General features: G+C 72.7%; 19 protein-coding genes. 8 read left to right on the forward strand and 11 right to left on the reverse strand.

The genetic code is table 11. The annotated features are described in order from the left end of the window. Window positions 1–22 precede the first annotated feature (22 nt). Window positions 23–3,295, reverse strand: coding sequence for a bifunctional lysylphosphatidylglycerol synthetase/lysine--tRNA ligase LysX (lysX, locus tag ACGF5O_RS08870; RefSeq protein WP_393809219.1), 3,273 nt, complete (start codon window positions 3,293–3,295; stop codon window positions 23–25). 234 nt (window positions 3,296–3,529) lie between these two features. Between lysX and ACGF5O_RS08875 the strand changes: the two genes are divergently transcribed. Continuing rightward, on the forward strand, window positions 3,530–3,985 hold the full coding sequence (locus ACGF5O_RS08875; RefSeq protein ID WP_393809220.1) for a universal stress protein: 456 nt from the start codon (window positions 3,530–3,532) through the stop codon (window positions 3,983–3,985). Here the strand turns inward: ACGF5O_RS08875 and ACGF5O_RS08880 are convergent. Further along, window positions 3,921–5,168 carry an MFS transporter gene (locus ACGF5O_RS08880; protein ID WP_393809221.1) on the reverse strand — a complete coding sequence of 416 codons (1,248 nt, stop codon included), beginning with the start codon at window positions 5,166–5,168 and terminating at the stop codon, window positions 3,921–3,923. The genes ACGF5O_RS08875 and ACGF5O_RS08880 overlap by 65 nt on opposite strands. A gap of 102 nt (window positions 5,169–5,270) precedes the next feature. On the opposite strand from ACGF5O_RS08880, the gene ACGF5O_RS08885 reads away from it, so the two are divergent. Both ACGF5O_RS08885 and ACGF5O_RS08890 read left to right on the forward strand, forming a co-directional pair. Beyond that, a complete protein-coding gene (locus ACGF5O_RS08885) occupies window positions 5,271–6,221 on the forward strand; it encodes a LysR family transcriptional regulator (protein ID WP_393809222.1) in 951 nt (316 codons plus the stop codon). Between the two features lie 60 nt (window positions 6,222–6,281). Beyond that, the gene (locus tag ACGF5O_RS08890; protein ID WP_393809223.1) at window positions 6,282–7,694 is read left to right on the forward strand and encodes an amino acid permease; all 1,413 of its coding nucleotides are present in this window, start codon (window positions 6,282–6,284) and stop codon (window positions 7,692–7,694) included. 30 nt (window positions 7,695–7,724) lie between these two features. Here the strand turns inward: ACGF5O_RS08890 and ACGF5O_RS08895 are convergent, their stop codons facing one another. Next, entirely contained in the window at window positions 7,725–8,633 is a 909-nt protein-coding gene (locus tag ACGF5O_RS08895) for an alpha/beta fold hydrolase (protein ID WP_393809224.1), read from the reverse strand. A 73-nt stretch (window positions 8,634–8,706) separates the two neighbouring features. Here ACGF5O_RS08895 and ACGF5O_RS08900 point away from each other — a divergent pair, with 73 nt between their 5' ends. Further along, complete coding sequence (locus ACGF5O_RS08900; RefSeq protein ID WP_393809225.1) at window positions 8,707–9,180, forward strand: MarR family winged helix-turn-helix transcriptional regulator; 474 nt, start codon at window positions 8,707–8,709, stop codon at window positions 9,178–9,180. Between the two features lie 12 nt (window positions 9,181–9,192). Here the strand turns inward: ACGF5O_RS08900 and ACGF5O_RS08905 are convergent, their stop codons facing one another. Beyond that, window positions 9,193–10,341 (reverse strand): CapA family protein, encoded by a 1,149-nt coding sequence (locus ACGF5O_RS08905; protein ID WP_393809226.1) that lies wholly within the window; start codon window positions 10,339–10,341, stop codon window positions 9,193–9,195. A gap of 221 nt (window positions 10,342–10,562) precedes the next feature. On the opposite strand from ACGF5O_RS08905, the gene ACGF5O_RS08910 reads away from it, so the two are divergent. The 3 genes from ACGF5O_RS08910 (at window position 10,563) to ACGF5O_RS08920 (ending at window position 12,577) form a co-directional block, all read left to right on the forward strand. Beyond that, on the forward strand, window positions 10,563–11,111 hold the full coding sequence (locus tag ACGF5O_RS08910) for a sigma-70 family RNA polymerase sigma factor (RefSeq protein WP_393809227.1): 549 nt from the start codon (window positions 10,563–10,565) through the stop codon (window positions 11,109–11,111). Window positions 11,112–11,255: 144 nt separating this feature from the next. Next, window positions 11,256–11,771: a hypothetical protein gene (locus ACGF5O_RS08915; protein ID WP_393809228.1), complete on the forward strand. Its 516-nt coding sequence runs from the start codon at window positions 11,256–11,258 to the stop codon at window positions 11,769–11,771. A gap of 149 nt (window positions 11,772–11,920) precedes the next feature. Then, window positions 11,921–12,577 (forward strand): zf-HC2 domain-containing protein, encoded by a 657-nt coding sequence (locus ACGF5O_RS08920; protein ID WP_393809229.1) that lies wholly within the window; start codon window positions 11,921–11,923, stop codon window positions 12,575–12,577. Between the two features lie 31 nt (window positions 12,578–12,608). Here the strand turns inward: ACGF5O_RS08920 and ACGF5O_RS08925 are convergent, their stop codons facing one another. Further along, window positions 12,609–13,472, reverse strand: a complete 864-nt coding sequence (locus ACGF5O_RS08925) for an Fpg/Nei family DNA glycosylase (protein ID WP_393809230.1) — start codon at window positions 13,470–13,472, stop codon at window positions 12,609–12,611. A gap of 148 nt (window positions 13,473–13,620) precedes the next feature. After that, entirely contained in the window at window positions 13,621–15,720 is a 2,100-nt protein-coding gene (locus ACGF5O_RS08930; RefSeq protein WP_393809231.1) for a SpoIIE family protein phosphatase, read from the reverse strand. A gap of 156 nt (window positions 15,721–15,876) precedes the next feature. On the opposite strand from ACGF5O_RS08930, the gene ACGF5O_RS08935 reads away from it, so the two are divergent. Next, window positions 15,877–17,298: a lipase maturation factor family protein gene (locus ACGF5O_RS08935; RefSeq protein ID WP_393809232.1), complete on the forward strand. Its 1,422-nt coding sequence runs from the start codon at window positions 15,877–15,879 to the stop codon at window positions 17,296–17,298. On the opposite strand, the gene ACGF5O_RS08940 is transcribed toward ACGF5O_RS08935, so the two are convergent. Genes ACGF5O_RS08940 through ACGF5O_RS08960 form a run of 5 tightly spaced genes read right to left on the reverse strand, consistent with a single transcriptional unit; the run spans window position 17,286 to window position 21,508 of the window. Further along, window positions 17,286–18,116 carry an amidohydrolase family protein gene (locus tag ACGF5O_RS08940; RefSeq protein ID WP_393809233.1) on the reverse strand — a complete coding sequence of 277 codons (831 nt, stop codon included), beginning with the start codon at window positions 18,114–18,116 and terminating at the stop codon, window positions 17,286–17,288. The genes ACGF5O_RS08935 and ACGF5O_RS08940 overlap by 13 nt on opposite strands. After that, complete coding sequence (locus ACGF5O_RS08945) at window positions 18,113–18,427, reverse strand: L-rhamnose mutarotase (protein WP_393809234.1); 315 nt, start codon at window positions 18,425–18,427, stop codon at window positions 18,113–18,115. Before ACGF5O_RS08945 ends, ACGF5O_RS08940 begins: the two co-directional genes overlap by 4 nt. Beyond that, complete coding sequence (locus ACGF5O_RS08950; protein WP_393809235.1) at window positions 18,424–19,410, reverse strand: aldo/keto reductase; 987 nt, start codon at window positions 19,408–19,410, stop codon at window positions 18,424–18,426. Before ACGF5O_RS08950 ends, ACGF5O_RS08945 begins: the two co-directional genes overlap by 4 nt. Continuing rightward, on the reverse strand, window positions 19,407–20,162 hold the full coding sequence (locus ACGF5O_RS08955; RefSeq protein WP_393809236.1) for an SDR family NAD(P)-dependent oxidoreductase: 756 nt from the start codon (window positions 20,160–20,162) through the stop codon (window positions 19,407–19,409). The genes ACGF5O_RS08950 and ACGF5O_RS08955 overlap by 4 nt, the downstream gene beginning before the upstream one ends. Further along, complete coding sequence (locus tag ACGF5O_RS08960; RefSeq protein WP_393809237.1) at window positions 20,159–21,508, reverse strand: L-fuconate dehydratase; 1,350 nt, start codon at window positions 21,506–21,508, stop codon at window positions 20,159–20,161. The genes ACGF5O_RS08955 and ACGF5O_RS08960 overlap by 4 nt, the downstream gene beginning before the upstream one ends. Window positions 21,509–21,563 lie beyond the last annotated feature (55 nt).

Below are 21,563 nucleotides of genomic sequence, written 5' to 3' on the forward strand. Positions count from 1 at the left end.
GGTAAGAAAAGGCCTAAAAACGTCAGCGGCGGCGGACCAGCGGGAAGGGAAGCGTCTCGCGGATGGTGAGGCCGGTGAGGAACATGACCAGCCGGTCGACGCCGAGGCCGAGCCCGCCGGTGGGCGGCATCGCGTATTCGAGGGCGTCGAGGAAGTCCTCGTCGAGTTCCATCGCCTCGGGGTCGCCGCCGGCCGCGAGCAGCGACTGGGCGGTGAGCCGGCGGCGCTGTTCGAGGGGGTCGGTCAGTTCGGAGTAGGCGGTGCCGAGTTCGGTGCCGAACGCGACCAGGTCCCAGCGCTCGGCGAGCCGGGGGTCGGTGCGGTGCTGCCGGGTGAGCGGGGAGACCTCGGTCGGGAAGTCCTTGTAGAAGGTGGGCAGCTCGGTGCGTTCCTCCACCAGTCGCTCGTACATCTCCAGGACGACGTCGCCGGGCCCGTCGTCGGCGGTGTACGGCACCCCGAGGCGGTCGCAGTGCCGGTGCAGCCGCAGCAGTTCGGTGCCGGGGCCGATCTCCTCCCCCAGCACCTCGGAGATCGCCCCGTACACGGTCCTGACCGGCCAGGCACCCGAGATGTCGTACTCCGTTCCGTCCTTGCGGGCCACCGGGGCGCCGAGGGCGGCGGTCGCGGCGCCCTGGATCAGTTCGCGGGCCAGGTCGAGCATGACGTCGTAGTCGGCGTACGCCTGGTAGGCCTCCAGCATCGTGAACTCGGGGTTGTGCTTGTGGGAGACGCCTTCGTTGCGGAAGGTGCGGCCGAGTTCGAAGACTTTCTCCAGACCGCCGACGCAGAGCCGTTTGAGGTACAGCTCGGGGGCGATGCGCAGGTGGAGGTCGAGGTCGTAGGCGTTGCTGTGGGTGGTGAAGGGGCGGGCGTTGGCGCCGCCGTGGATCTGCTGGAGGATCGGGGTCTCGACCTCCAGGTAGCCGCGGTCCAGGAGGCCCTGGCGCAGCGCCTGTACGGCGGCGGAGCGGGCGCGGATCACGTCCCGGGCGGCGGGTCCTGTGGCGAGGTCGAGGTAGCGGCGGCGGACCCGGGCCTCGGGGTCGGCGAGGCCGCGGTGTTTGTCGGGCAGCGGGCGCAGGCACTTGGCGGTGAGCTGCCAGCCGGTGGCGAAGAGGGTCGGTTCGCCCCGGTCGCTGACGCCCATCCGGCCGGTGGCGGTGATCTGGTCGCCGATGTCGGCGTCGGCGGTGAACCGGTCGAGGGCGGGTCCGGCCCCTTCGCGGGTGAGGGCGAGTTGACGGTCGCCGGACCAGTCGCGCAGCGTCACGAAGACGATGCCGCCGAAGTCGCGGACCAGCATGATCCGCCCGGCGACGGTGGCCGTCTCGCCGTCGCGGACGCCGGTGAGGGCGCGGGGCGGTGGGCCGGTGGCCACCGGGTAGGGGTCGACGCCCGCCGCCCGCAGCCGGTCCAGCTTGCGGCGCCGGACCCGGAACTGGTCCGGCAGGCCGGCGTCCGGTGCGCCGGACCCGGTTGCGTCCCCTCCGTCGGCACCGGGCACCGGCGCGGACCGCGGTGCCTCGGCGGGCGGCGGTCCGGTCTGCGGGTGCCCCTTTCCCCAGAGTTTGCGCAGGGACGGTACGGAGACGAAGCCTTCGGCGATTCCGGAGGCGAGGCCGATCCGGGCGAGGGAGCCGGCGTCGCCGTAGCAGAGGAAGCGCGGGTACCACTCGGGGCGGTACTTGGCGTTGGAGCGGTACAGGGCCTCCAGCTGCCACCAGCGGGAGAAGAACAGCAGCAGGCCGCGCCACAGCCGAAGCACCGGTCCGGCGCCGATGCGGGCGCCCTCCTCGAAGACCGAGCGGAAGACGGCGAAGTTCAGCGAGATGCGGCGCACGCCCAGTCTGGGAGCGGCCGCGCACAGGTCGGCGACCATGAACTCCATGACTCCGTTGGGGGCGGTGCGGTCACGGCGCATCAGGTCGAGGGAGATGCCGTCGCCGCCCCACGGCACGAAGGAGAGCAGGGCGAGCAGCCGGCCGTCCTCGGCCATGGCCTCGACGAGCAGGCAGTCGCCGTCGGCGGGGTCGCCGAGCCGGTCCAGGGCCATCGAGAAGCCGCGCTCGGTCTCGGTGTCGCGCCAGGCGTCGGCCTTGTCGACGGCCTCCTCCATCTCCGTCTCGGTGAGGTCGGCGTGGCGGTGGACGCGGCAGGTGGCGCCGGTGCGCCGGACCCGGTTGACGGCCTGCCGGGTGACCCGCATCTCCCGGCCGCCCAGGTCGAAGTCGGCGACGTGCAGGATCGCCTCGTCGCCGAGTTGCAGGGCGCCGAGGCCGGCCCGGACGTAGGCCCTGGCGCCGTCCTCGGAGGCGCCCATCACCGCGGGCACCCAGGCGTGCCGGCGGGCCGCGTCCAGCCAGGCGGCGATGGCGTGCGGCCAGGCCTCCGGGTCGCCGACGGGGTCGCCGCTGGCCAGGCAGACGCCGGCCTCGACCCGGTAGGTGACGGCGGCCTTGCCGCTGGGCGAGAAGACGACGGCCTTGTCGCGGCGGGTGGCGAAGTAGCCGAGGGAGTCCCGGTCGCCGTAGGCCTTGAGGAGGGCGCGGATGCGGGCCTCCTCGTCGCCGTGCAGGGCGGCTTCCAGGCGCTGTGAACGGAACAGGGTGGCGGCGGCGTTGAGCAGGGCGAGGGCGCCGAAGAGGCCGAGCAGGAAGGCGACGAAGCGGGGCGGGCGGCCGCCGTAGCTGCCGCCGGAGACCAGGCCGCCGCAGACCCGGTCGGCCGCCCAGGCCAGGTGCTGGCCGTGCGGGAGCGAGCCGGGGAAGAGCGAGACCAGGCCCCAGCCGGCCAGAATCGCGATCAGCAGGCCGATCAGCAGGACGGCGAGGGCCCGGCGTACGGCGGCTCTGCGGGAGGCGGCGTAGAACTCGCGGCGGGCCACGATCAGCAGGGCCAGGGCGAGTCCGCAGACCAGCAGTGAGCTGAACGAGTACCAGTCGAAGCGGAAGGCGACGATCAGGATGTCGGCCAGCACCAGCAGGCCGAGGTAGATCACCACCAGCCACCAGGCGACCTTCTTGCGGGCGGCGGTGGCGCCGCCGAGCAGGAACAGGAAGACCGCGTACGCCAGGTTGGGGCTGACCGGCACCACGACGGCGTCGACGAAGTGCACGACCGGGCGGAGCAGCAGGCGCAGCGGGGCGATGAAGGAGAGCAGGGCGCACAGCAGGGCGAGGGCGCCGAAGAACGTCCCGAAGGCCTCCGGAACCCAGGTCAGCCGCCCGTAGCGGGGCGGGCGTATCGGGCCCGCCGGCTCCCTGCCCGTGGCGGGCTCCACGGCGGCACTCATGTCTCCGACTGTAGGAAGCGTGCGGCGGGCCCGCCCGTCGAGCGGGTGCGGGCCGGTGGGGGCTGGTCGCGCAGTTCCCCGCGCCCCTAAAGGCAGGGGGTGCACGGCGCCCCTTCCGGGGCGCGGGGAACTGCGCGAGCAACCACCCACGGCGCGCACCCGAACGGCGCACGGCCGCCCCAGCGGGATGCCCCGGGCACTGACCGGACCTGCGGATTCCGATAGCCTCGGATCGTGGCGGAACAACACCAGTTCGAGCGGGGCACGGACGGCCCCAAGGTCATCGTGGTCGGTATGGACGGCTCGGACTCCTCGTGGCGCGCGACCTCCTACGCCGCCGGTCTGGCCCGGCGGCAGCACGCGCTGCTGGCCGTCGTGTACGTCCAGCCGGTCTTGGCGGCCGGCGCGGCGCTCGGGGCGCCGGTGGCGGAGACCACCGACGAGATCGCGGAGGACCTGGTCGCGCAGATCCGGGAGGCGGCCGAGCGGCTCAAGGGGATATTCGAGGTGCGCTGGGAGTTCCACACCTTCCGCGGGGACGCCTTCAACGGGATGGTGAAGGCGGCCGACGAGCTGAAGGCCGACGCGGTCGTGGTGGGCGCCTCCGAGCAGGCCGGCCACCGGTTCATCGGCTCGGTCGCGATCCGTCTGGTGAAGGCGGGACGGTGGCCGGTGACGGTCGTGCCGTAGCGGTCTCCCGCCGGAGCAGCAGCGGGGTCGCCAGGAGCAGGATCCCGGCGACGGCGATCGCGGTGCGCGGGCCGGTGAGGCTCGCCAGCAGGCCCCACAGGGCGGTCATGGCGGCCGTGGTGGCCTTGCCGGTGACCGACCAGGCGGACAGGGTGCGGGCGACCCGGTCGTCCGGGGTGTGCTCCAGGCGGCGGGTGGCGTACACCGGGCTGTAGACGGCCGAGCAGGTGATCACCCCGAACTCCAGGACCATCACCAGCAGCAGTCCGGGCAGCCCGGGTCCGACGAAGGCCAGCCCGAGCGGCCAGACGGCGCGCAGGGCGCTCGCGGTGCGCAGCACCCGCCACTGGCCGTACCTGGTGACCAGCGGCCGGGCCAGCCGGGCACCGAGGAGACCGCCCAGGCAGGGCACGGCGAAGGCGAGACCGTACTGCCAGGGGGTGAAGCCGAGCCGGCCGAGCATGAGGACGGCCAGCGGCGGTGCGGCGACCATGATCAGGGCGTTGCCCGCGAGGCTGTTGAAGAAGAGGGGCCGCAGGGCCGGGCTGCCGAGGATGTACCGCCAGCCGTCGAGCAGGTCGGCGGCGCGCAGGCGCTGTCCGTCCCGCCGTGCGGGAGGGGGTTCGCCGCCGCCGACGGCCCGGATGCCGAGGGCCGACAGCAGGAAGCTGACCGCGTTCGCCGCGACGGTCGTCACCGGCCCGAACAGGCCGATCGCGGCACCGCCGAGGGGCGGCCCGAGGACCAGCGCGGTCCAGTTGGTGGACTCGAACCGGGCGTTCGCGGTGAGCAGCCGGTCGGCCGGGACGAGGGACTTCAGGAAGGAACCGGAGGCCGCGTTGAAGGTGATGTCGGCCGCCGCGACGATCATCGAGACCAGCAGCAGCTGGCCGAGGCCGAGGGCGCCGAGGGCGTACGCGGCGGGGATCGTGAGCAGTGCGGCGAACCTGACGAGGTCCATCGCCATCATCACCGGCCGCTTGCGCCGGAACTCCACCCACGGCCCGAGCGGCAGCGCGACGACCGCGCCCACGGCGGGCCCGGTCGCGGCGAGCAGCGACACCTCGGCCGGCCCGGCGTGCAGCGCGACGACGGCGATCACCGAGAACACGTCGAAGGCGAGCCAGGTGCCGAGCGCACTCACCGAGTACGCGGCCCACAGCCATCCGAACCGCCGCCCCATGCACAACCTCCCGTTGACCCGGGACATGAAAACGCGCAGGTGGCCGCCGAATCAAACAACCCCCGGGGCAACTGCCACAACCAACGGTTATACGGTGAGGACGTGGACCTCACCGCCGTGCGCACCTTCGTCACCGTGGCCGACTCCGGGCAGTTCCAGGAGGCCGCGGCGGTGCTGGGGGTCACCCAGCAGGCGGTGTCCAAGCGGATCGCGGCGCTGGAGCGGGAGCTGGGGGTGCGGCTGTTCACCCGGACCGCCCGGGGCGCCGAGCCGACCGTGGACGGGCAGGCGTTCCTGCCGTACGCGCACGAGCTGCTGCTGGCCGAGGAACGGGCCGCCGCCTCGGTACGGCGGGGCCGGCGCCCCCTGCGGGTCGACGTGGTCGGCGCCCGGCTCGCGCCGGCGGCGCTGCTGCGCGGCTTCCACGAGGCGCACCCGGAACTCGCCCTGGACGTCGTCACCCTCTTCGACGTGGAGTCGGCGCTCACCGCGCTGCGCTCCGGTGCGATCGACGCGTCGTTCCGGGCGGTCGCCATGCCCGGCCGGCCGCTGCAGAGGGGCATCGAGGCCGCCCGGGTGTACGACGAGCCGGTCCAGCTGCTCACCGGCCCCGGGCACGTCCTGGCCGGCCGGACCTCGGTGGCGCCCGGTGAGCTGGCCGGGCACCGGATCTGGATCCCGGGGATCGTGGAGGGCACCGAGTGGGCCGCGTACTACGCCTCGCTCGCCGCCGAGTTCGGACTCGCCATCGACTCCTCGGGACCCAACTTCTCCGGGGCGCTGCAGGACGCGCTCGCGGACTCCGGCACCCTGGCCACCCTCGTCAGCGAGCGGACCGGGCTGGTCTGGCCGGACGGTCACGGCCTGCGCCGGATCCCGCTGGTCGACCCGACCCCGCTCTACCCGCACTCCCTGCTCTGGGCCGCCGCCAACCCGCACCCGGCGCTCACCGCCCTGCGCACCCATCTCGCCGGGGCCCGCCCGCCGCGCACCACCGCCGCCACCTGGACACCGGGCTGGGCCGAGACCGTGCGTGGCGTCTTCCGTCCCTGACGCCCCTGGGCCATCATGATCGGCCGTCAGCCGTTCGCGATCGGCGAAGAGGTGAGGCACATGGCCAGGCTCCGTATGGGTGAAGGAATTCTCCGTCGCAAACCCATCGAACACATCGAGGAGACGGAGGTCACCGAGGGCCCCCGGCTCGACAGATCGCTCGGGCTGGTGCAGCTGACCGCGATCGGTGTCGGCGGCATCATCGGCGCGGGCATCTTCACCCTCGCCGGTACGGTCGCCAACGAGACGGCCGGTCCCGCCGTCCTGGTCTCGTTCCTCATCGCCGGTCTGGCGAGCGCCTGCGCCGCGCTGTCCTACGCCGAGTTCGCCGGGCTGATCCCGAAGGCGGGTTCGGCGTACACGTACGGCTACGCGGTGCTCGGCGAGTTCGCGGGCTGGTTCATCGGCTGGGACCTGCTCCTGGAGTACACGGCGATCGTGGCGGTGGTCGCGATCGGCATCTCGGGGTACTTCAGTTTCCTGGTCGAGGAGATGGGCGCGAACCTGCCGCACTGGATGCTCGGCGCGCCCGGCACGGGCGACGGACACCGGGTCGACCTGTTCGCCGCCCTGCTCTGTCTCCTCATCGCCTACCTGCTCAACCTCGGCATCCGCAGCGCGGCCCGCTTCGAGACGGTCGTGGTGGTGCTCAAGGTGCTGGTGGTGCTGCTGGTGATCGCGGTCGGCGTGTTCCACATCAGCACGTCGAACTACCACCCGTTCTTCCCGTTCGGCATCAGCGGCGCGTTCACCGGGGCGGCGACCGTGTTCTTCGCCGTCTTCGGGTACGACGCGATGTCGACGGCGGCCGAGGAGTCGAAGGACGCCCAGCGGCACATGCCGAAGGCGATCATCTACTCGCTGGCGATCTCGATGGTGCTGTACGTGGCGGCCTGTCTGGTCCTGACGGGCATGCAGAACTACAAGGAGATCGACCCGGAGAGCGGCTTCTCGACGGCGTTCAAGTCGGTGGGGCTGAGCGGTCTCGCGGACGTGATCGCGGTGGGCGCGATCATCGGCATCCTGACCGTCATGTTCACGTTCATGCTCGGGGTCACCCGGGTGTGGTTCAGCATGTCCCGGGACGGGCTGCTGCCCGCCTGGTTCTCGAAGACGCACCCGACGCGGCACGTGCCGACCCGGGTGACCTGGATCGTGGGGGTGGCCTCGGCGCTGCTCGCCGGGTTCGTGCCGATCGGCGAGGCGGCCGAACTCACCAACATCGGCATCCTGCTGGCGTTCGTGGTGGTGTGCGCGGCGGTGATCGTGCTGCGCTACCGGCAGCCGGAGCTGCCGCGCACCTTCCGCACGCCCTGGATGCCGTTCGTGCCGGCGCTGGGTGCCGTCTTCTCGATCTGGCTGATCACGTTCCTGAAGTGGGAGACCTGGGTGCGGTTCGCGGTCTGGTTCGTGATCGGCTGCGTGATCTACTTCGGCTACTCGTACAAGAGGTCGCGGCTGGCGGGGCGTTGAACGCTCCGCTGGAGGTGCCGCGACATGCCGTCAGCCGGCTGCGGCACCGTCGTGGCCGGCCGCGCCGTTCCCCGCGCCTCCCACGGGGTGCCGGCGAGGCCCGACGGAGGGCGACGGGCCCGCCGGGAGGCCGCGGAGGAAGCCGAGCAGGAGGGCGTTGAACTCCTCCGGCTTCTCCAGGTTCGGATAGTGGCCGGCTCCCGCGACGACCTCGGCGCGGCCGTTCGGCACCTCGCGGGCCAGCCGGTCGGCGGCGGCGAGCAGGTCGGCGGGTTCCAGGCCGCCGTTGATCGCGAGGACCGGGACGTCGATCTCGGGTACCCGGGGCCAGGAGTCGGTCACGCGTACCAGCCGGTCGGGCTCGTCCGGCGTGTGCTTGGAGATCGTGTGCAGGGCCAGCTCCCGCAGCCGGCGCGGGAGCTCCGGGTCGACGGCGTCGGGGGTGCGGTGCTCGCCCGCCACGACCTTCACGAAGGCGTCGAGCCAGCCCTCGATGTCGCCGGCGCCCAGGGTGCGGGCGTACTCGGCCTGGAGCTCCGTGTGCCAGGGGTCCGTGTAGCGGAAGTCGCCGGTGGCGGCACCGCAGGTGACCACCGCGCGGACCAGCCCGGGGTGTTCCAGCACGGTGTCGGTGGCGATCACGCCGCCCATGGAGACGCCGACGAGGACGGCCGGCCCGGCGTCGAGGTGGCGCAGGAGTGCGGCGAGGTCGTCGGCCCAGCGGAACGGCTCGCTCGCGTTGGCGGAGAAGCCGTGGCCGCGTACGTCCGGGGCGATCACCCGGTACCCGGCGGCCAGCGCAGGGATCTGCCGGTACCAGGAGCGGTGGTCGACGTACCCGGCGTGGAGCAGGACCACCGGGTCGCCGGAGCCGGTGTCGAGGTAGGCGAGGTCGCCGTCGGAGGACGGGAAGAAGCGGACGTCCGCAGCAGCATTCATGACAACCAAGGTGTCATCTTCGCAGAGTTTTAACAACCGAGTTGTCATATCGGTCGGGGTGCATGATGGCCGGGTGAACGACATCGACAAGCCCCTCGCCCCCGACGAGCTGGGCGAGCGCATCACCGAGGTGTTCGATCTGATCGGACCGCTCTACCGGCGCGCCTTCCGCAAGATCGAGCAGGGCGAGCAGATCGAGGGGGCCTCGGTCGGGGTGCGCTCGGTGCTGGACCTGCTGCGCCGGTACGAGCCCATGACGGTGCCCCAGATGGGCCGGATCATGGCGCTGAGCCGGCAGTTCGTGCAGCGCATGGTGAACGACGCGGTGGCGCGCGGCTGGGCCGAGGTCACCCCCAACCCGGCACACCAGCGCTCCTCCCTGATCCGGCTCACGGCCGAGGGGCGGGCGACCGTCACGGCGGTCCTGGCCCGCGAGCACGCCCTGAACCGGCAGGTCGGCGGCGATCTGACCGACGCCGAGATCACGGCGTGCGTGCGGGTGCTGAAGCAGCTGCTGGTGACCTTCGACCACGTCGACGTGGAGTGACGGCCGGGTGGGCTACTCCCCCATGATCAGCCCGTCCTTCGCGGCACCGCGGCTGAGCACGACGTCCCGGATGGCGTCCCGGGCGGCGGTGAAGTCGGCGCCCTGGTCGATGGCCGCGTTCAGGTCGACGACCCGGCCGGCGTCGACGTCGTAGAGCTGGGGGATGAACTCCGCCTTGGCGACCTCCCAGCGCCCGCCGGGACCGGTGGGCGGGGTGAAGGTGAAGCGGGCGAGGGTGGACTGGTTGCCGCGCGGGTCCTGCCGGCCCCGGCTGTCGTACATCTCGCCGGCCAGCTGGTCGCCGAGGCCGTAGACCACCCAGGTGCCGTTGACCTTCTCGTACGCCTGCGGGATGTGCGCGTGGGTGCCGAGGATCAGGTCGATGTCGGGGCGGCCTCCGGTGCGCGCCTCGGTGAGCCGTTTGGCGAGGGTGAGCTGCTGCTGGTCGGGAGCGTCCGTGCCCTCGGTGCCCCAGTGCAGGGAGACCACGACCACGTCGGCGCCGGCCTGCCGGGCGGCGCGGGCGTCGGCGAGGATGCGGTTCTCGTCGAGGAGGCCGACCGCCCAGGGCTGGCCGGGCGGCAGGGAGTTGCCGTTGACGTCGTAGGTGTACGAGAGCTGGGCCACCCGGGCGCGACCCGCGGTCATCAGGCTGAGGGTGCCGGCCTCGGCCTGGGTGCGGGCGGTGCCGGAGTGCCTGAGGCCCACCCGGTCCAGGGCGTCGAGGGTGCGCTGGATGCCCGCGGCGCCGTCGTCGAGGGCCCGGTCGGAGGCGGTGGAGCAGCCGTCGTAGCCGGTGGCGGCGAGGGCCTCGGCGAGCTGCGGCGGGGAGGTGAGGCCGCCGTGGGCGCCGTCCGCGGCGGTGACGGTCGCCAGGTGACAGAGCGCCAGGTCGGCGCGGGAGACGACGGGCTGGACCCCGGCGAGCATCGTCCGGAAGTCGTAGCCGTTGCCGCCCGCGTCGAAGTTCGCGTGGTCGTTCGCGGACTTCTGCGGCATGACGTCACCGGAGGCGACGAGGGTGAAGCCGGTGGCGGGCACGGCCGGTGCCGGTTGCGGGGGCGGGGCGGCGCTCTCCTCCCGCACGTGGTTCTGACAGGCGGCAGCGGCGGCGAGCAGGGCGGTCAGGGCCAGGGCCGCCTGGCGTCTGCGATTGATCATCAGGAGCACCCCAGAGTCGCAAGCCTTGTCCGATTTACAGATCAATGGGTACGAAGGTGGAGGCGACCGCAAACAACTCAGGCGCCCCGATTGACCCATCCGGGTCGGGTAAGGGGGATGAGGAACCGTTCGTCGCACCGTTCGCCGACGCGATCGACCGTCCGCCGCACATCCCGGTACGCCCCCTGTCCCCCGGCCCGGCCCTGCGATGCCATACGGCCATGACGGCCGGAACCACCCTTCCCCACGGGACGACGACCGCCGAGCACGAGCTCGTCGCGCTCCAGCGCGAGCACGGGCGACCGCTCTTCGCGCTGCTGCTCCGGCTCAGCGACGGGGACCGGCAGCGGGCCGAGGACCTCGTCCAGGAGACCCTCGTACGCGCCTGGCAGCATCCCGAGGCGCTGCGCGCCGACGACTTCGACTCCGTGCTGCCGTGGCTGCTCACGGTCGGCAGGCGGCTCGCCATCGACGCGCGCCGGGCCCGGCAGGCGCGGCCCGCCGAGGTGCACGACGCCGTCCTGGAGAACGCCCGGGCCGCCGGCGACCACGCCGAGCGCGCCGCCGCGACGCTGGACGTCCGGGAGGCTGTGAAGACTCTCACCCCCGAACACCGTGAAGTCCTGGTGCTGGTGTATTTCCAAGGGGCGAGTGTGGCGGAGGCCGCCGCGACCCTGGGGATTCCACCCGGTACCGTGAAATCGCGGGCGTACTACGCGCTGCGCGCCCTGCGCCGGGTTCTGCCCGGTTATGCACCCGACCTGGGATGAAACCGTAAGCCAGGTCAAACCTCGGTAAAGCGCCTTGCTGAGGACCGTGTTTGAGCAATCAGCTGTCTTCATCCGTGTTCCGCACCGGGAGAGGGACGGACCCGGGGTCGGGGCCACGCGCGCACCGGAGGAAGGCAGGACGGGATGCTGCACAGAGGTCAAGAGAGCACGGACGGGGCCGGAAGCGGGGAACTGGCGGTCCCGATGGCCTGGTTGTACGCCGAGTACATCGCCGACGAGCTGCTGCGCACCGGCGATCTCATGCCGCCGACGTCCTTCGAGTTCCGGGCCGGCCGCGACGCGCTGGCGCTGACCATCTTCCTCTCCGACACGGACGGCGAACTGTCGGGCATCCGGGTCGTCTCCCAGTTGGAGAACTGGCTTTCGCTGACGGCGTACGACCAGGCCTGGCAGGACTGGGTCGGCGAACGTATGGCAGTGGTGACGGCCGAGACGGCCGAGTCGGGCGGGCCGTCACCGGACCTGGATCTGGCCACGGCCGCCTGGCGCTGGCTGGAGGAGACCGAGCTGCTCGCGCCCGACCTGGACGCGGTGCCGGGCGGCGGTTCGGTGTTCGGCGAGGACGACGGACCGAAGGTGTGGACCCCCGCCTGGCGGCTCGGTCTGCCCCTCGGACACCTCGCGATCCATCTTTTTTGATTCAGGACCAATCCGCGGGCCCGGCCGCTCCGAATCCGTTGATTACGATTCTGTACGTGGCTTGAGTGAAACGGCTGCCGACTGCGTACGGGTGGGAGCAAGGAACAACGAGTAACCCCCACCCGCACCCATCGGCACGAGGATTCGGCATGAGGTCCCTGGAAAGGCATCGCGACGTCGGCGCGTACGCGCTCGGCGTGCTGGACGAGGCGGAGGCCTTCCGCTTCGAGGACCATCTCATGGAGTGCCCGAGCTGTACGGCACACGTGACCGAGTTCGGCCCCGCGGCACGGCAGTTGATGCTGTACCGCCGGGCCACGCCGCGCTTCGTGCACCCCATGGCCCAGCCCGGGCCCCGGCTGCTCGACCGGCTGCTCGCCGAGGTCGCGACCCGGCACCGGGCCAAGCGCCGCAAGCTGCTGTACGGCCTGGCCGCCTCGGTGGTGTTCGCGGTCGCCGGCCCCGGCATCGCGTCCTACGTCGGCCACGACGCGGCGCCGGCCGTGCAGGTCACCGCGGCCACCGACGCGCAGTCCGGCATCTGGGCGCAGGTGAAGTCGGAGGACACGGACTCCGGCAGCACGATCGAGCTGCAGGTGAAGGACCCGGACGGGCCGCGTTCCTGCCGCCTGATCGCGGTCGGCGACGACGGTTCCGAGCAGATCGTGACCACGTGGGCGGAGCGGGACCACGACGGCCGGGTGAGCACCATGACGGGCGGCTCCTCGATGCACCCGGACGAGATCGACCGCTACGAGGTGCGCAACGCGGACGGGCAGCGCCTGGTGACCCTGGACCCCAAGTGAGAACGGAAGCGGGAACGGGAACGGGAACGGGCTACCTGAGCAGGCGGGACATGCGGCGGTCCGCGAGCGGCTTGCCGCCGGTCTGGCAGGTCGGGCAGTACTGCAGCGAGGAGTCGCTGAAGGAGACCTCGCGGATGGTGTCGCCGCAGACCGGGCAGGGCTCCCCGGTCCGGCCGTGGACCCGCAGCCCGCTCTTCTTCTCGGCCTTGAGCCGACCCGCCGCCAGGCCGTGGGAGCGCTCCACCGCCTCGGTGAGGGTGGTGCGCAGCGCCTCGTACAGCAGGTGCGTCTCCTCGGGCGTCAGGGACGCGGCCAGCTTGAACGGGGACATCCGCGCCGCGTGCAGGATCTCGTCGCTGTAGGCGTTGCCCACCCCGGCGATCAGGCTCTGGTCGCGCAGGGCGCCCTTCAGCTGCCGGCGCTCGTCCTTGAGGAGCGCGCCGAGCCGCGCCTCGTCGAAGTCCGCGGCGAGCGGGTCGGGGCCGAGCCGGGCGATACCGGGGACGTCCTGCGGGTCGCGGACGACGTACACGGCCAGCTTCTTCTGGGTGCCGGCCTCGGTGAGGTCGAAGCCCTCGCCGGTCTCCAGGGCCGCCCGCAGCGCCAGCGGGCCCTTCCCGGGGCGGGGCAGCCCGTCCGGCAGCCGGTCCTTCCACTGCAGCCAGCCCGCACGGGCCAGGTGGGTCACGAACCGCAGCCCGCGGTCCCCCTCGATGTCCAGGAACTTGCCGTGCCGGTGCACGGCGACGACCTCGCTGCCCTCGAAGGCGCCGACCGGGGGGTCGTACGTCTTCAGGACGCTGATGGCGACCGGCAGCACGCGCACGACCTGGCGGCCGACCAGGTGCTCGGTCAGGAAGTCCCTGAGCGCTTCGACCTCGGGCAGTTCGGGCATGCGTCCAGGGTGCCACCCGCTGCGGCTGCGCTCCGCCGGAAGTGCCGCAGGGGTCGTCTTGCGACTGCGGCGCCGTGGGGGCTGGTCGCGCAGTTCCTCCCCCAGCCTTCGGCCGGGGGCACCCCCAGCGCCCCTTACGGGGCGCCAGTCAGGTCCCGTCGTCCTTGTCCGGCATGCGGAACTCGCACCAGACCGCCTTGCCGCCGCCGCGGGCCTCCACGCCCCAGGCGTCGGCGAGCTGGTCGACGAGCAGCAGTCCGCGGCCGGAGACGCCGTCCTCGCCGGCCTCGCGGCGGCGCGGGAGGGCGCTGGAGGAGTCCTCGACCTCGACGCGGAGCCGGCGGTCGCTGCCGCCGAGAATCCGGAGGGTGACGATCGCGGAGCCCTCGGTGTGCATCAGCGCGTTGGTGATCAGTTCGTCGGCGACCAGCTCGATCTCGTCGGTGCGGTCCTCGGCGCCCCAGGCTCGGACGGCGGCGCGGACCATGTGCCGGGCCAGGGCGAGCGCCTCGGGGTCGCCGGAGGCCACGTGCTGCTGGAGGCGGCCGACGGCCTGGGCGGTGTCGGTGCCGCGGCGGCGCAGCAGGAGCAGGGCCACGTCGTCGTCGCCGGCCCGCTCGTCGGCGATCTCGATCAGCAGGTCGGCCAGGTCGCGCACGTCCTCCGGGCCCTCGGTGACCTGCTCGGTCAGGGCCCGCATGCCGTCCCCGAGGTCCTTGCCGGGCTGTTCGACGAGCCCGTCGGTGCACAGCAGCAGCGTCTCGCCGGGGTCGAGCTCCAGCGTGGACACCGGGTATTCGAGGCTGTGGAACTCGGCGGACAGGCCGAGCGGCAGCCCGCCCTCGACGGGGACCCGGCGGCAGCCGCCGTCGGCTGCGCGGACCAGCGGGTCGATGTGCCCGGCGCGGACCACCTGGACGACTCCGGTGGCCAGGTCGGCCTCGGCGTACAGGCAGGTGGCGAAGCGGTCGGTGTCGAGCTCGTCGAGGAAGACCGAGGCGCGGGCCATCACGGTGGCCGGGGCGTGGCCCTCGGCGGCGTAGGCACGCAGCACGATGCGCAGCTGGCCCATGACGGCCGCCGCGTGCGTGTCGTGGCCCTGGACGTCGCCGATGACCGCGCCGACCCGGCCGCCGGGCAGCGGGATGAGGTCGTACCAGTCGCCGCCGATGTCCCGGCCCAGGGAGCCGCCCGCGGCGGCGGAGCGGTAGCGGACGGCGACGTCGGCGCCGGGCACGCTGGGGATGGTGCGCGGCAGCATGGCCTGCTGGAGGCCCTGCGCGAGGTCCTTCTCCTGCTCGAAGAGCATGGCCCGCTGCAGGCTCTGGGCGATGCTGCTGCCGAGCGCGACCAGGACGGCGCGCTCCTCGGTGGAGAAGCCGAGCCGGTCGTTGTAGAGCAGGCCCATGGCACCGATCGGGCGGGCCTGGGCGATCAGCGGCAGGTAGGCGGCCGAGGTGATGTGCAGGTCGACGATGTGCGGCCACAGTATCGGGTAGCCGTCGGCGAACTCCTCCGGCGACTCGATGAAGCACGGGCTGAGGGTCCGCACCACCTCGCCCATCGGGTACGGCTCGTCTATCCGGGTGATCCGGGTGCCGGGCACGAAGCTGCCGACCGGCCCTTCGGCGACCAGCCGGATCCGGCCGGCCTCGACCAGGCCCATCACCAGGCTGGTGGCGCCCAGGTTGGGGATGCCGTGGGTGTCCTTGAGGACGTCGATGACCTCCTGGACGCTGCTGGCGTGCGCGAGGGCGGCGGTGACCGCCTGGACGACGCCGGTCTGCCGGCGCAGCGCCTGTCCCTGGGCGTCCCGCAGGTTGCGGGCCTCGCTGTCCTCCAGTTCCCGGGTGGCGTCCCGGACGATCCCGACGACCCGGCGCGGGCGGCCCGTCTCGTCGCGCCGGATGTAGCCCTGGGTGTGGGTCCAGCGCGGGGTGCCGTCGCGGCGCCGGATGCGGAAGTACGTCCCGTAGTTCTCGCTGCCGTCCTTGATGGCCTGGGACACCACCGCGTCCAGCCTGCTGGACTCGGCCGGGGGTACCCGCACGGCGAGGGACTCGGGGCGTCCGTCGTACTCCTCGGGGGTCAGGTCGAACACCTCGTACGCCTGGGTGTCCATGTGGAACAGGCCGGCGTCGAGGTCCCAGTCGAAGGTGCCCATGTGGTTGAGCGCCAGGATCGGGTGGTCCAGATGAGCGGGCCAGTCGTCCGGGAGTGACGGAGCGCTCGCTCCCCGGTCAGCCATGGGGCCACCATGCCAGGGGAACCCCTTATGGGCAATTCATCCCCTATTGTCTGCTTCACTCGCTCGGGTTACGCAAGCGGGGAGGCGCGGTACACAGGGTGACAGGCCCCTGCCGGGACGGGGGCGGACACCGGAGAGAGGGAGGAGCGCACGGCCGTGGACTGGTTCACCGACCCCGGGTACTGGGTGAGCCGGCTGGTCTTCCAGCGGGCTCTGGCCGGCGTGTACCTCGTCGCGTTCCTGACGGCGGCGCTGCAGTTCCGGGCCCTGCTGGGCGAGCGCGGGATGCTGCCGATCCCGCGGTTCGTGGCCCGCGTCCCCTTCCGGCGGGCACCGAGCCTGTTCCACCTGCGCTACTCGGACCGTCTCTTCGCGGGCTGCGCCTGGGCGGGCTGCGCGGTGTCGGCGGCGCTGCTGGCGGGCGCGGACTCCGAACTCCCGCTGTGGGCCGGAATGGTGCTGTGGCTGGTCCCCTGGGCGCTGTACCTCTCGATCGTCAACGTCGGCCAGACCTGGTACGCGTTCGGCTGGGAGTCCCTGCTCCTGGAGACCGGCTTCCTGGCCGTCTTCCTGGGCAACGACGAGGTGGCCCCGCCGGTCGTCGTCCTGTTCCTGCTGCGCTGGATCCTGTTCCGGGTGGAGTTCGGGGCGGGACTGATCAAGATGCGCGGGGACGCCTGCTGGCGCAAGCTCACCTGCCTGCACTACCACCACGAGACCCAGCCGATGCCGGGCCCGCTGAGCTGGTTCTTCCACCATCTGCCGGGGCCGGTGCACAAGGCGGAGGTGGCCGCGAACCACGTCACCCAGCTGCTGGTCCCGGTCCTGCTGTTCACCCCGCAGCCGATCGCGACCGCTGCCGCGTCCCTGATGATCCTCACCCAGCTGTGGCTGGTGGCCTCCGGCAACTTCTCCTGGCTGAACTGGATCACCATCGTGCTGGCCCTGTCCGCCCTCCGACTGCCCACGGACCACGCCGCCGCACCGCCCACCCCCCTCTGGTTCGAGGTGGTCGTCCTCGCCGTGACGGCGCTGCTGCTCTGCCTGAGCTACCACCCGGTGCGGAACATGGTCTCCCACCGCCAGGTCATGAACCGCTCCTTCGACCCGCTCCACCTGGTCAACACCTACGGCGCGTTCGGCAGCGTCAGCCGGATCCGGTACGAGGTGGTGGTCGAGGGCACTCTGGACGCCGTACCGCACGAGGAGTCGGACTGGCGGGAGTACGAGTTCAGGGGCAAGCCGGGCGATCCCCGGCACTGGCCGCGCCAGTTCGCGCCCTACCACCTCCGCCTGGACTGGCTGATGTGGTTCGCCGCCCTCTCCCCCGCGTACGCCGGTGACTGGTTCGGCGGCCTGGTGGAACGCCTCCTGGAGAACGACCGGGACACCCTGCGGCTGCTGCGCAGCTCCCCCTTCCCGCCCGACCGGCCCCCGCGCTTCGTCCGCGCCCGCCTCTTCCGCTACCGCTACACCACCTGGCGGGAGCTTCGGGAGACGGGCGCGTGCTGGGAGCGGACGTACGTACGGGAGTTCCTGCCGCCGACCCGGCTGGCGGGGGCGGCTCAGAGGCCGTAGACGCGGGCGGCGGTGGTCTCCAAGACCGCGGTGCGGTCGGCCGGGGCGGTCAACTCGGTTGCCGCTTCAAGGACTTCGCGGTAGGTCCCGGCCAGGACGCACACCGGCCAGTCCGAGCCGAACATCAGGCGGTCCGGGCCGAAGGCGTCCAGGACCGTGGCGGCGTACGGGCGCAGGTCGTCGACGGTCCAGGAGGCGGGGTCGGCCTCCGTCACCATGCCGGAGAGCTTGCAGACGGTGTTGGGCCGGGCGGCGAGGGCGCGGACGCCGGTGGCCCAGGGTTCGAGGGCGCCGGAGGCGATGGGGGGCTTGCCCAGGTGGTCGAGGACGAAGGTGAGGTCCGGGTGGGACTCGGCGGCCTTGACGGCGGCCGGGAGCTGGTGGGCCTGGACGATGAGGTCGTAGACGAGGCCCGCGTCCGCGAGCGCGGCCAGGCCCCGGCCGACGTCCGGGCGCAGCAGCCACTCCGGGTCGGGTTCGCCCTGGACCTGGTGGCGGATGCCCTTCAGGTGGGTGCCGCCGGGGAGTTCGCGGAGGCGGGCGAGTTCGTCGGCGACGTCGGGCCGGGTGAGATCGGTCCAGCCGACGACTCCGGCGACCAGGTCGTGGGCGGCTGCGAGGGCGAGGAACTCGGGGGTCTCCTCGGGGACGGTGACCGTCTGGACCAGGACCGTGCGGGTGACCCCGGCCGCCGCAGCCTCGGGTGCGAGGTCCGCGACGGTGAAGTTCCGCCGGAGCGGCTGGAGTTCGGGTCCGGTGATCCAGTCCTGGTCGCGTACCGAGAGGTCCCAGACGTGGTGGTGGGCGTCGATCGTCATGGCAGCTCCCATACGACGGGCAGGCCGGCCGCCGGGCCCGCCTCGGAGTAGTCGTGGACGACGTCGAGGAGTTCGCCCATCCGGGCCTGCCAGGCCACGTTGACCGGGAGCTTCTCCAGCTCGGCGAGGAGGCGGCCGTAGTCGGCGCAGTCCAGGACGTGGAAGAGGTCGGTGCCGCTGCGCCAGATGGTCCAGGAGGTGGCCCCGGCGGCCCGGATGGCGTCGGTGAGTTCGGCGGGGACCTCGCGGTGGGCGGCCTCGTACGCGGGGATGCGGTCGGCCCGGACCTTGGTGTGCAGGGCGACCCTCATGACCGGTCCTCCGCGGGCACGGGGGCTTCTGCGGGCAGCAGGCCGGTGGCGTGCAGCTCCTGCCAGAAGGCGGCGGGGACGTGGGTGGCGAACTGCTCCGCACCGTCCGCGATCTCGGCCGCCGAACGGGCCCCGACCAGGACGCTCGCCACGGCGGGGTGGGCGGCGCAGAAGGCGAGGGCGGCGGCGCGCAGCGTGCTCCCGTGCTCCTCCGCGAGCGCCTTGAGGCGGAGGGCGCGGGACAGCAGCTCGTTGGAGACCTGGGCGTAGTCGTAGGTGGCGTCCGGTTTCGGGTCGGCCAGCAGACCGGAGTTGAAGGCGCCGCCGATCACCACCGAGGTGCCGCGTTCGGCGGCGGCCGGGAGCAGGTCGGCGAGGGCGCTCTGGTCGAGCAGGGTGTAGCGGCCCGCGCACAGCACCACGTCGACGTCGGTGTCGCGGACGAACCGGGTGAGCATGGCCGTCTGGTTCATGCCGGCGCCGATCGCGCCCACGACCCCCTCGGCGCGGAGCTTCTCCAGCGCCGGGTAGCCCTCGCGGAAGGCCTGCTCGGCGTGGTCGTCGGGGTCGTGCAGGTAGACGACGTCGACCCGGCCGAGGCCGAGCCGCTCCAGGCTGGCCTCCAGGGTGCGGCGGATGCCGTCGGCGGTGAAGTCCCAGACCCGGCGCAGGGTGTCGGGCACGGCGAAGCCGTGGGCGAGGTCGTCGCCGTCGCCGGGGCCCGGTTCCAGGCGGCGGCCGGCCTTGGTGGAGAGGGTGTACGAGTCCCGGTCGTACCGGCGCAGGGCCTCGCCCAGCCGCCGCTCGGACAGCCCCAGGCCGTAGTGCGGGGCGGTGTCGAAGTAGCGGATGCCCTGCTGCCAGGCGGCGGTGACGGTGTCGTACGCCTGCTGGTCGGGGAGTTCGGTGTACAGGTTGCCGATCACGGCGGCGCCGAGGCCCAGCGGGCTGACCCGGACGCCGCTGCGGCCGAGCGCGTTCACTGGCCCACCGGCCGGAGCCTGAGGCCCTGCATGCCGCCGTCGACGGCGAGGGAGGTGCCGGTGGTGGCGCCGGAGAGCGGGCTCGCCAGGTAGGCGATGGCGCCGGCCACCTCGGCGGCGGAGACCAGGCGGCCGGAGGGCTGGCGGGCCTCCAGGGCGGCGCGCTCGGCGGCCGGGTCGGGCGCCCGGTCCAGGAGGCGGCCGATCCACGGGGTGTCCGCGGTGCCGGGGTTGACGCAGTTGACCCGGACGCCCTCGCGGACGTGGTCGGCGGCCATGGCCAGGGTGAGCGAGTACACGGCGCCCTTGGTGGCGCTGTACAGGGCGCGTTGCGGCAGGCCGGCGGTGGCGGCGATGGAGCAGGTGTTCACGATCGCCGCGTGCGCGGAGCGGCGCAGGTGCGGGAGGGCGGCGCGGGCGGCGCGGACCATGCCGAGGACGTTGACGTCGAAGACGCGGCGCCACTCGTCGTCGTCGTTGTCCTCGACCGTGCCCTGGGCGCCGATGCCCGCGTTGTTGACCAGCACGTCGAGGCCGCCGAGGGCCTCGACGGCACTCGCCACGGCCGCCCGCACGGAGGCGTCGTCGGTGACGTCGGCCCGGAAGCCGAGCAGCGGCTTCTCGACGGCGGACGGGTCGAGGTCGAGGACGGCGACCTGGGCGCCGCGCTCGGCGAGGAGTTCGGCGGTGGCCCGCCCGATCCCGGAGGCGCCGCCGGTGACCAGGGCCCTCAGACCCTCGAAGTCGGTCATGCCGCCCGTCCCTTCTGTGTCTCGGGGTCGGCGGCCCAGAAGGTGCCGCCGGGATAGGTGTACTCCGTGACGGACTCCGGTCGCATGGCGGCCGAGAAGCCCGGTGCGGTGGGTGCCGTGTAGTGGCCTTCGCGGATCACCACCGGGTCGATGAAGTGGTCGTGCAGATGGTCGACGTACTCGATGACCCGGTCCTCGGTGGTGCCGGCGACGGCCAGGTAGTCGAACATCGAGAGGTGCTGGACGAGTTCGCACAGTCCGACGCCGCCCGCGTGCGGGCAGACCGGGACGCCGAACTTGGCGGCCAGCAGCAGGATGGCCAGGTTCTCGTTGACGCCGGCGACCCTGGCCGCGTCGATCTGGAGGATGTCGAGGGCACCGGCCTGGAGCAGCTGCTTGAAGACGATCCGGTTCTGGACGTGTTCGCCGGTGGCGACCTTGACCGGGGCGACCGCCCGGCGGATGGCCGCGTGGCCGAGGATGTCGTCGGGGCTGGTGGGCTCCTCGATCCAGTACGGGTCGAACTCGGCGAGGGCCAGGGTCCAGCGGATCGCCTCGTCGACGTCCCAGCGCTGGTTGGCGTCGACGGCCATCCGGATGTCCGGGCCGACGACCTGGCGGGCGACCCGGCAGCGCCGGATGTCGTCGGCCAGGTCGGCGCCGACCTTCAGCTTGATCTGCCGGAAGCCGTCGGCGACCGCCTGGGCGGCGAGTCGGGTCAGCTTCTCGTCGTCGTAGCCGAGCCAGCCGGCGGAGGTGGTGTAGGCGGGGAAGCCGCGCTCCAGGAGCCGGGCCCGCCGCTCCCCGGCACCCTCCCGGCCCCGGTGGAGGATGGCGAGGGCCTCCTCGGGGGTGAGGGCGTCGGTGAGGTAGCGGAAGTCGATCTGACGGACGATCCACTCGGGCTCGGCGTCGGCGAGCAGCTGCCACAGCGGCTTGCCGGCGCGGCGGGCGGCGAGGTCCCAGACGGCGTTGGTCACCGCGCCGATCGCCATGTGCATCACGCCCTTCTCGGGGCCGAGCCAGCGCAGCTGGCTGTCGCCGATCAGGTCCCGGTAGAGGGATCCGGGGTCCTCGCAGAGAGCGTCGACCGGACGCCCGAGCACATGGTTCCGCAGCGCGTCGATCGCGGCGACCTGGACGTCGTTGCCCCGCCCGATGGTGAACGTGAACCCGTGCCCCTCGTGCCCGTCGCCGGCGTCGGTGCGCAGCACGACATAGGCCGCCGAGTAGTCGGGGTCCGGGTTCATCGCGTCGGAGCCGTCGAGCTCGCGCGAGGTGGGGAAACGGATGTCGTGGGTGTCGACCGCGGTGATGCGGGCGGAGGGGCCGGGGCTCGGGGACACGGAATGCCTTTCCGTCGGGGGGAGTTCGGGACGCGGGTGGGTCACGGCGGCGGCC

The sequence above is a fragment of the Streptomyces sp. NPDC048291 genome (genome assembly GCF_043201715.1).
GTDB lineage: Bacteria > Actinomycetota > Actinomycetes > Streptomycetales > Streptomycetaceae > Streptomyces.

What these genes read in the sequence shown, in the direction of transcription:
- lysX (WP_393809219.1), bottom strand. Translation starts at nt 3,295, where the DNA reads ATGAGTGCCGCCGTGGAGCCCGCCACGGGCAGGGAGCCGGCGGGCCCG.
- ACGF5O_RS08880 (WP_393809221.1), bottom strand. Translation starts at nt 5,168, where the DNA reads ATGGGGCGGCGGTTCGGATGGCTGTGGGCCGCGTACTCGGTGAGTGCG.
- ACGF5O_RS08890 (WP_393809223.1), top strand. Translation starts at nt 6,282, where the DNA reads ATGGCCAGGCTCCGTATGGGTGAAGGAATTCTCCGTCGCAAACCCATC.
- ACGF5O_RS08895 (WP_393809224.1), bottom strand. Translation starts at nt 8,633, where the DNA reads ATGAATGCTGCTGCGGACGTCCGCTTCTTCCCGTCCTCCGACGGCGAC.
- ACGF5O_RS08905 (WP_393809226.1), bottom strand. Translation starts at nt 10,341, where the DNA reads ATGATCAATCGCAGACGCCAGGCGGCCCTGGCCCTGACCGCCCTGCTC.
- ACGF5O_RS08910 (WP_393809227.1), top strand. Translation starts at nt 10,563, where the DNA reads ATGACGGCCGGAACCACCCTTCCCCACGGGACGACGACCGCCGAGCAC.
- ACGF5O_RS08915 (WP_393809228.1), top strand. Translation starts at nt 11,256, where the DNA reads ATGCTGCACAGAGGTCAAGAGAGCACGGACGGGGCCGGAAGCGGGGAA.
- ACGF5O_RS08920 (WP_393809229.1), top strand. Translation starts at nt 11,921, where the DNA reads ATGAGGTCCCTGGAAAGGCATCGCGACGTCGGCGCGTACGCGCTCGGC.
- ACGF5O_RS08925 (WP_393809230.1), bottom strand. Translation starts at nt 13,472, where the DNA reads ATGCCCGAACTGCCCGAGGTCGAAGCGCTCAGGGACTTCCTGACCGAG.
- ACGF5O_RS08930 (WP_393809231.1), bottom strand. Translation starts at nt 15,720, where the DNA reads ATGGCTGACCGGGGAGCGAGCGCTCCGTCACTCCCGGACGACTGGCCC.
- ACGF5O_RS08940 (WP_393809233.1), bottom strand. Translation starts at nt 18,116, where the DNA reads ATGACGATCGACGCCCACCACCACGTCTGGGACCTCTCGGTACGCGAC.
- ACGF5O_RS08945 (WP_393809234.1), bottom strand. Translation starts at nt 18,427, where the DNA reads ATGAGGGTCGCCCTGCACACCAAGGTCCGGGCCGACCGCATCCCCGCG.
- ACGF5O_RS08955 (WP_393809236.1), bottom strand. Translation starts at nt 20,162, where the DNA reads ATGACCGACTTCGAGGGTCTGAGGGCCCTGGTCACCGGCGGCGCCTCC.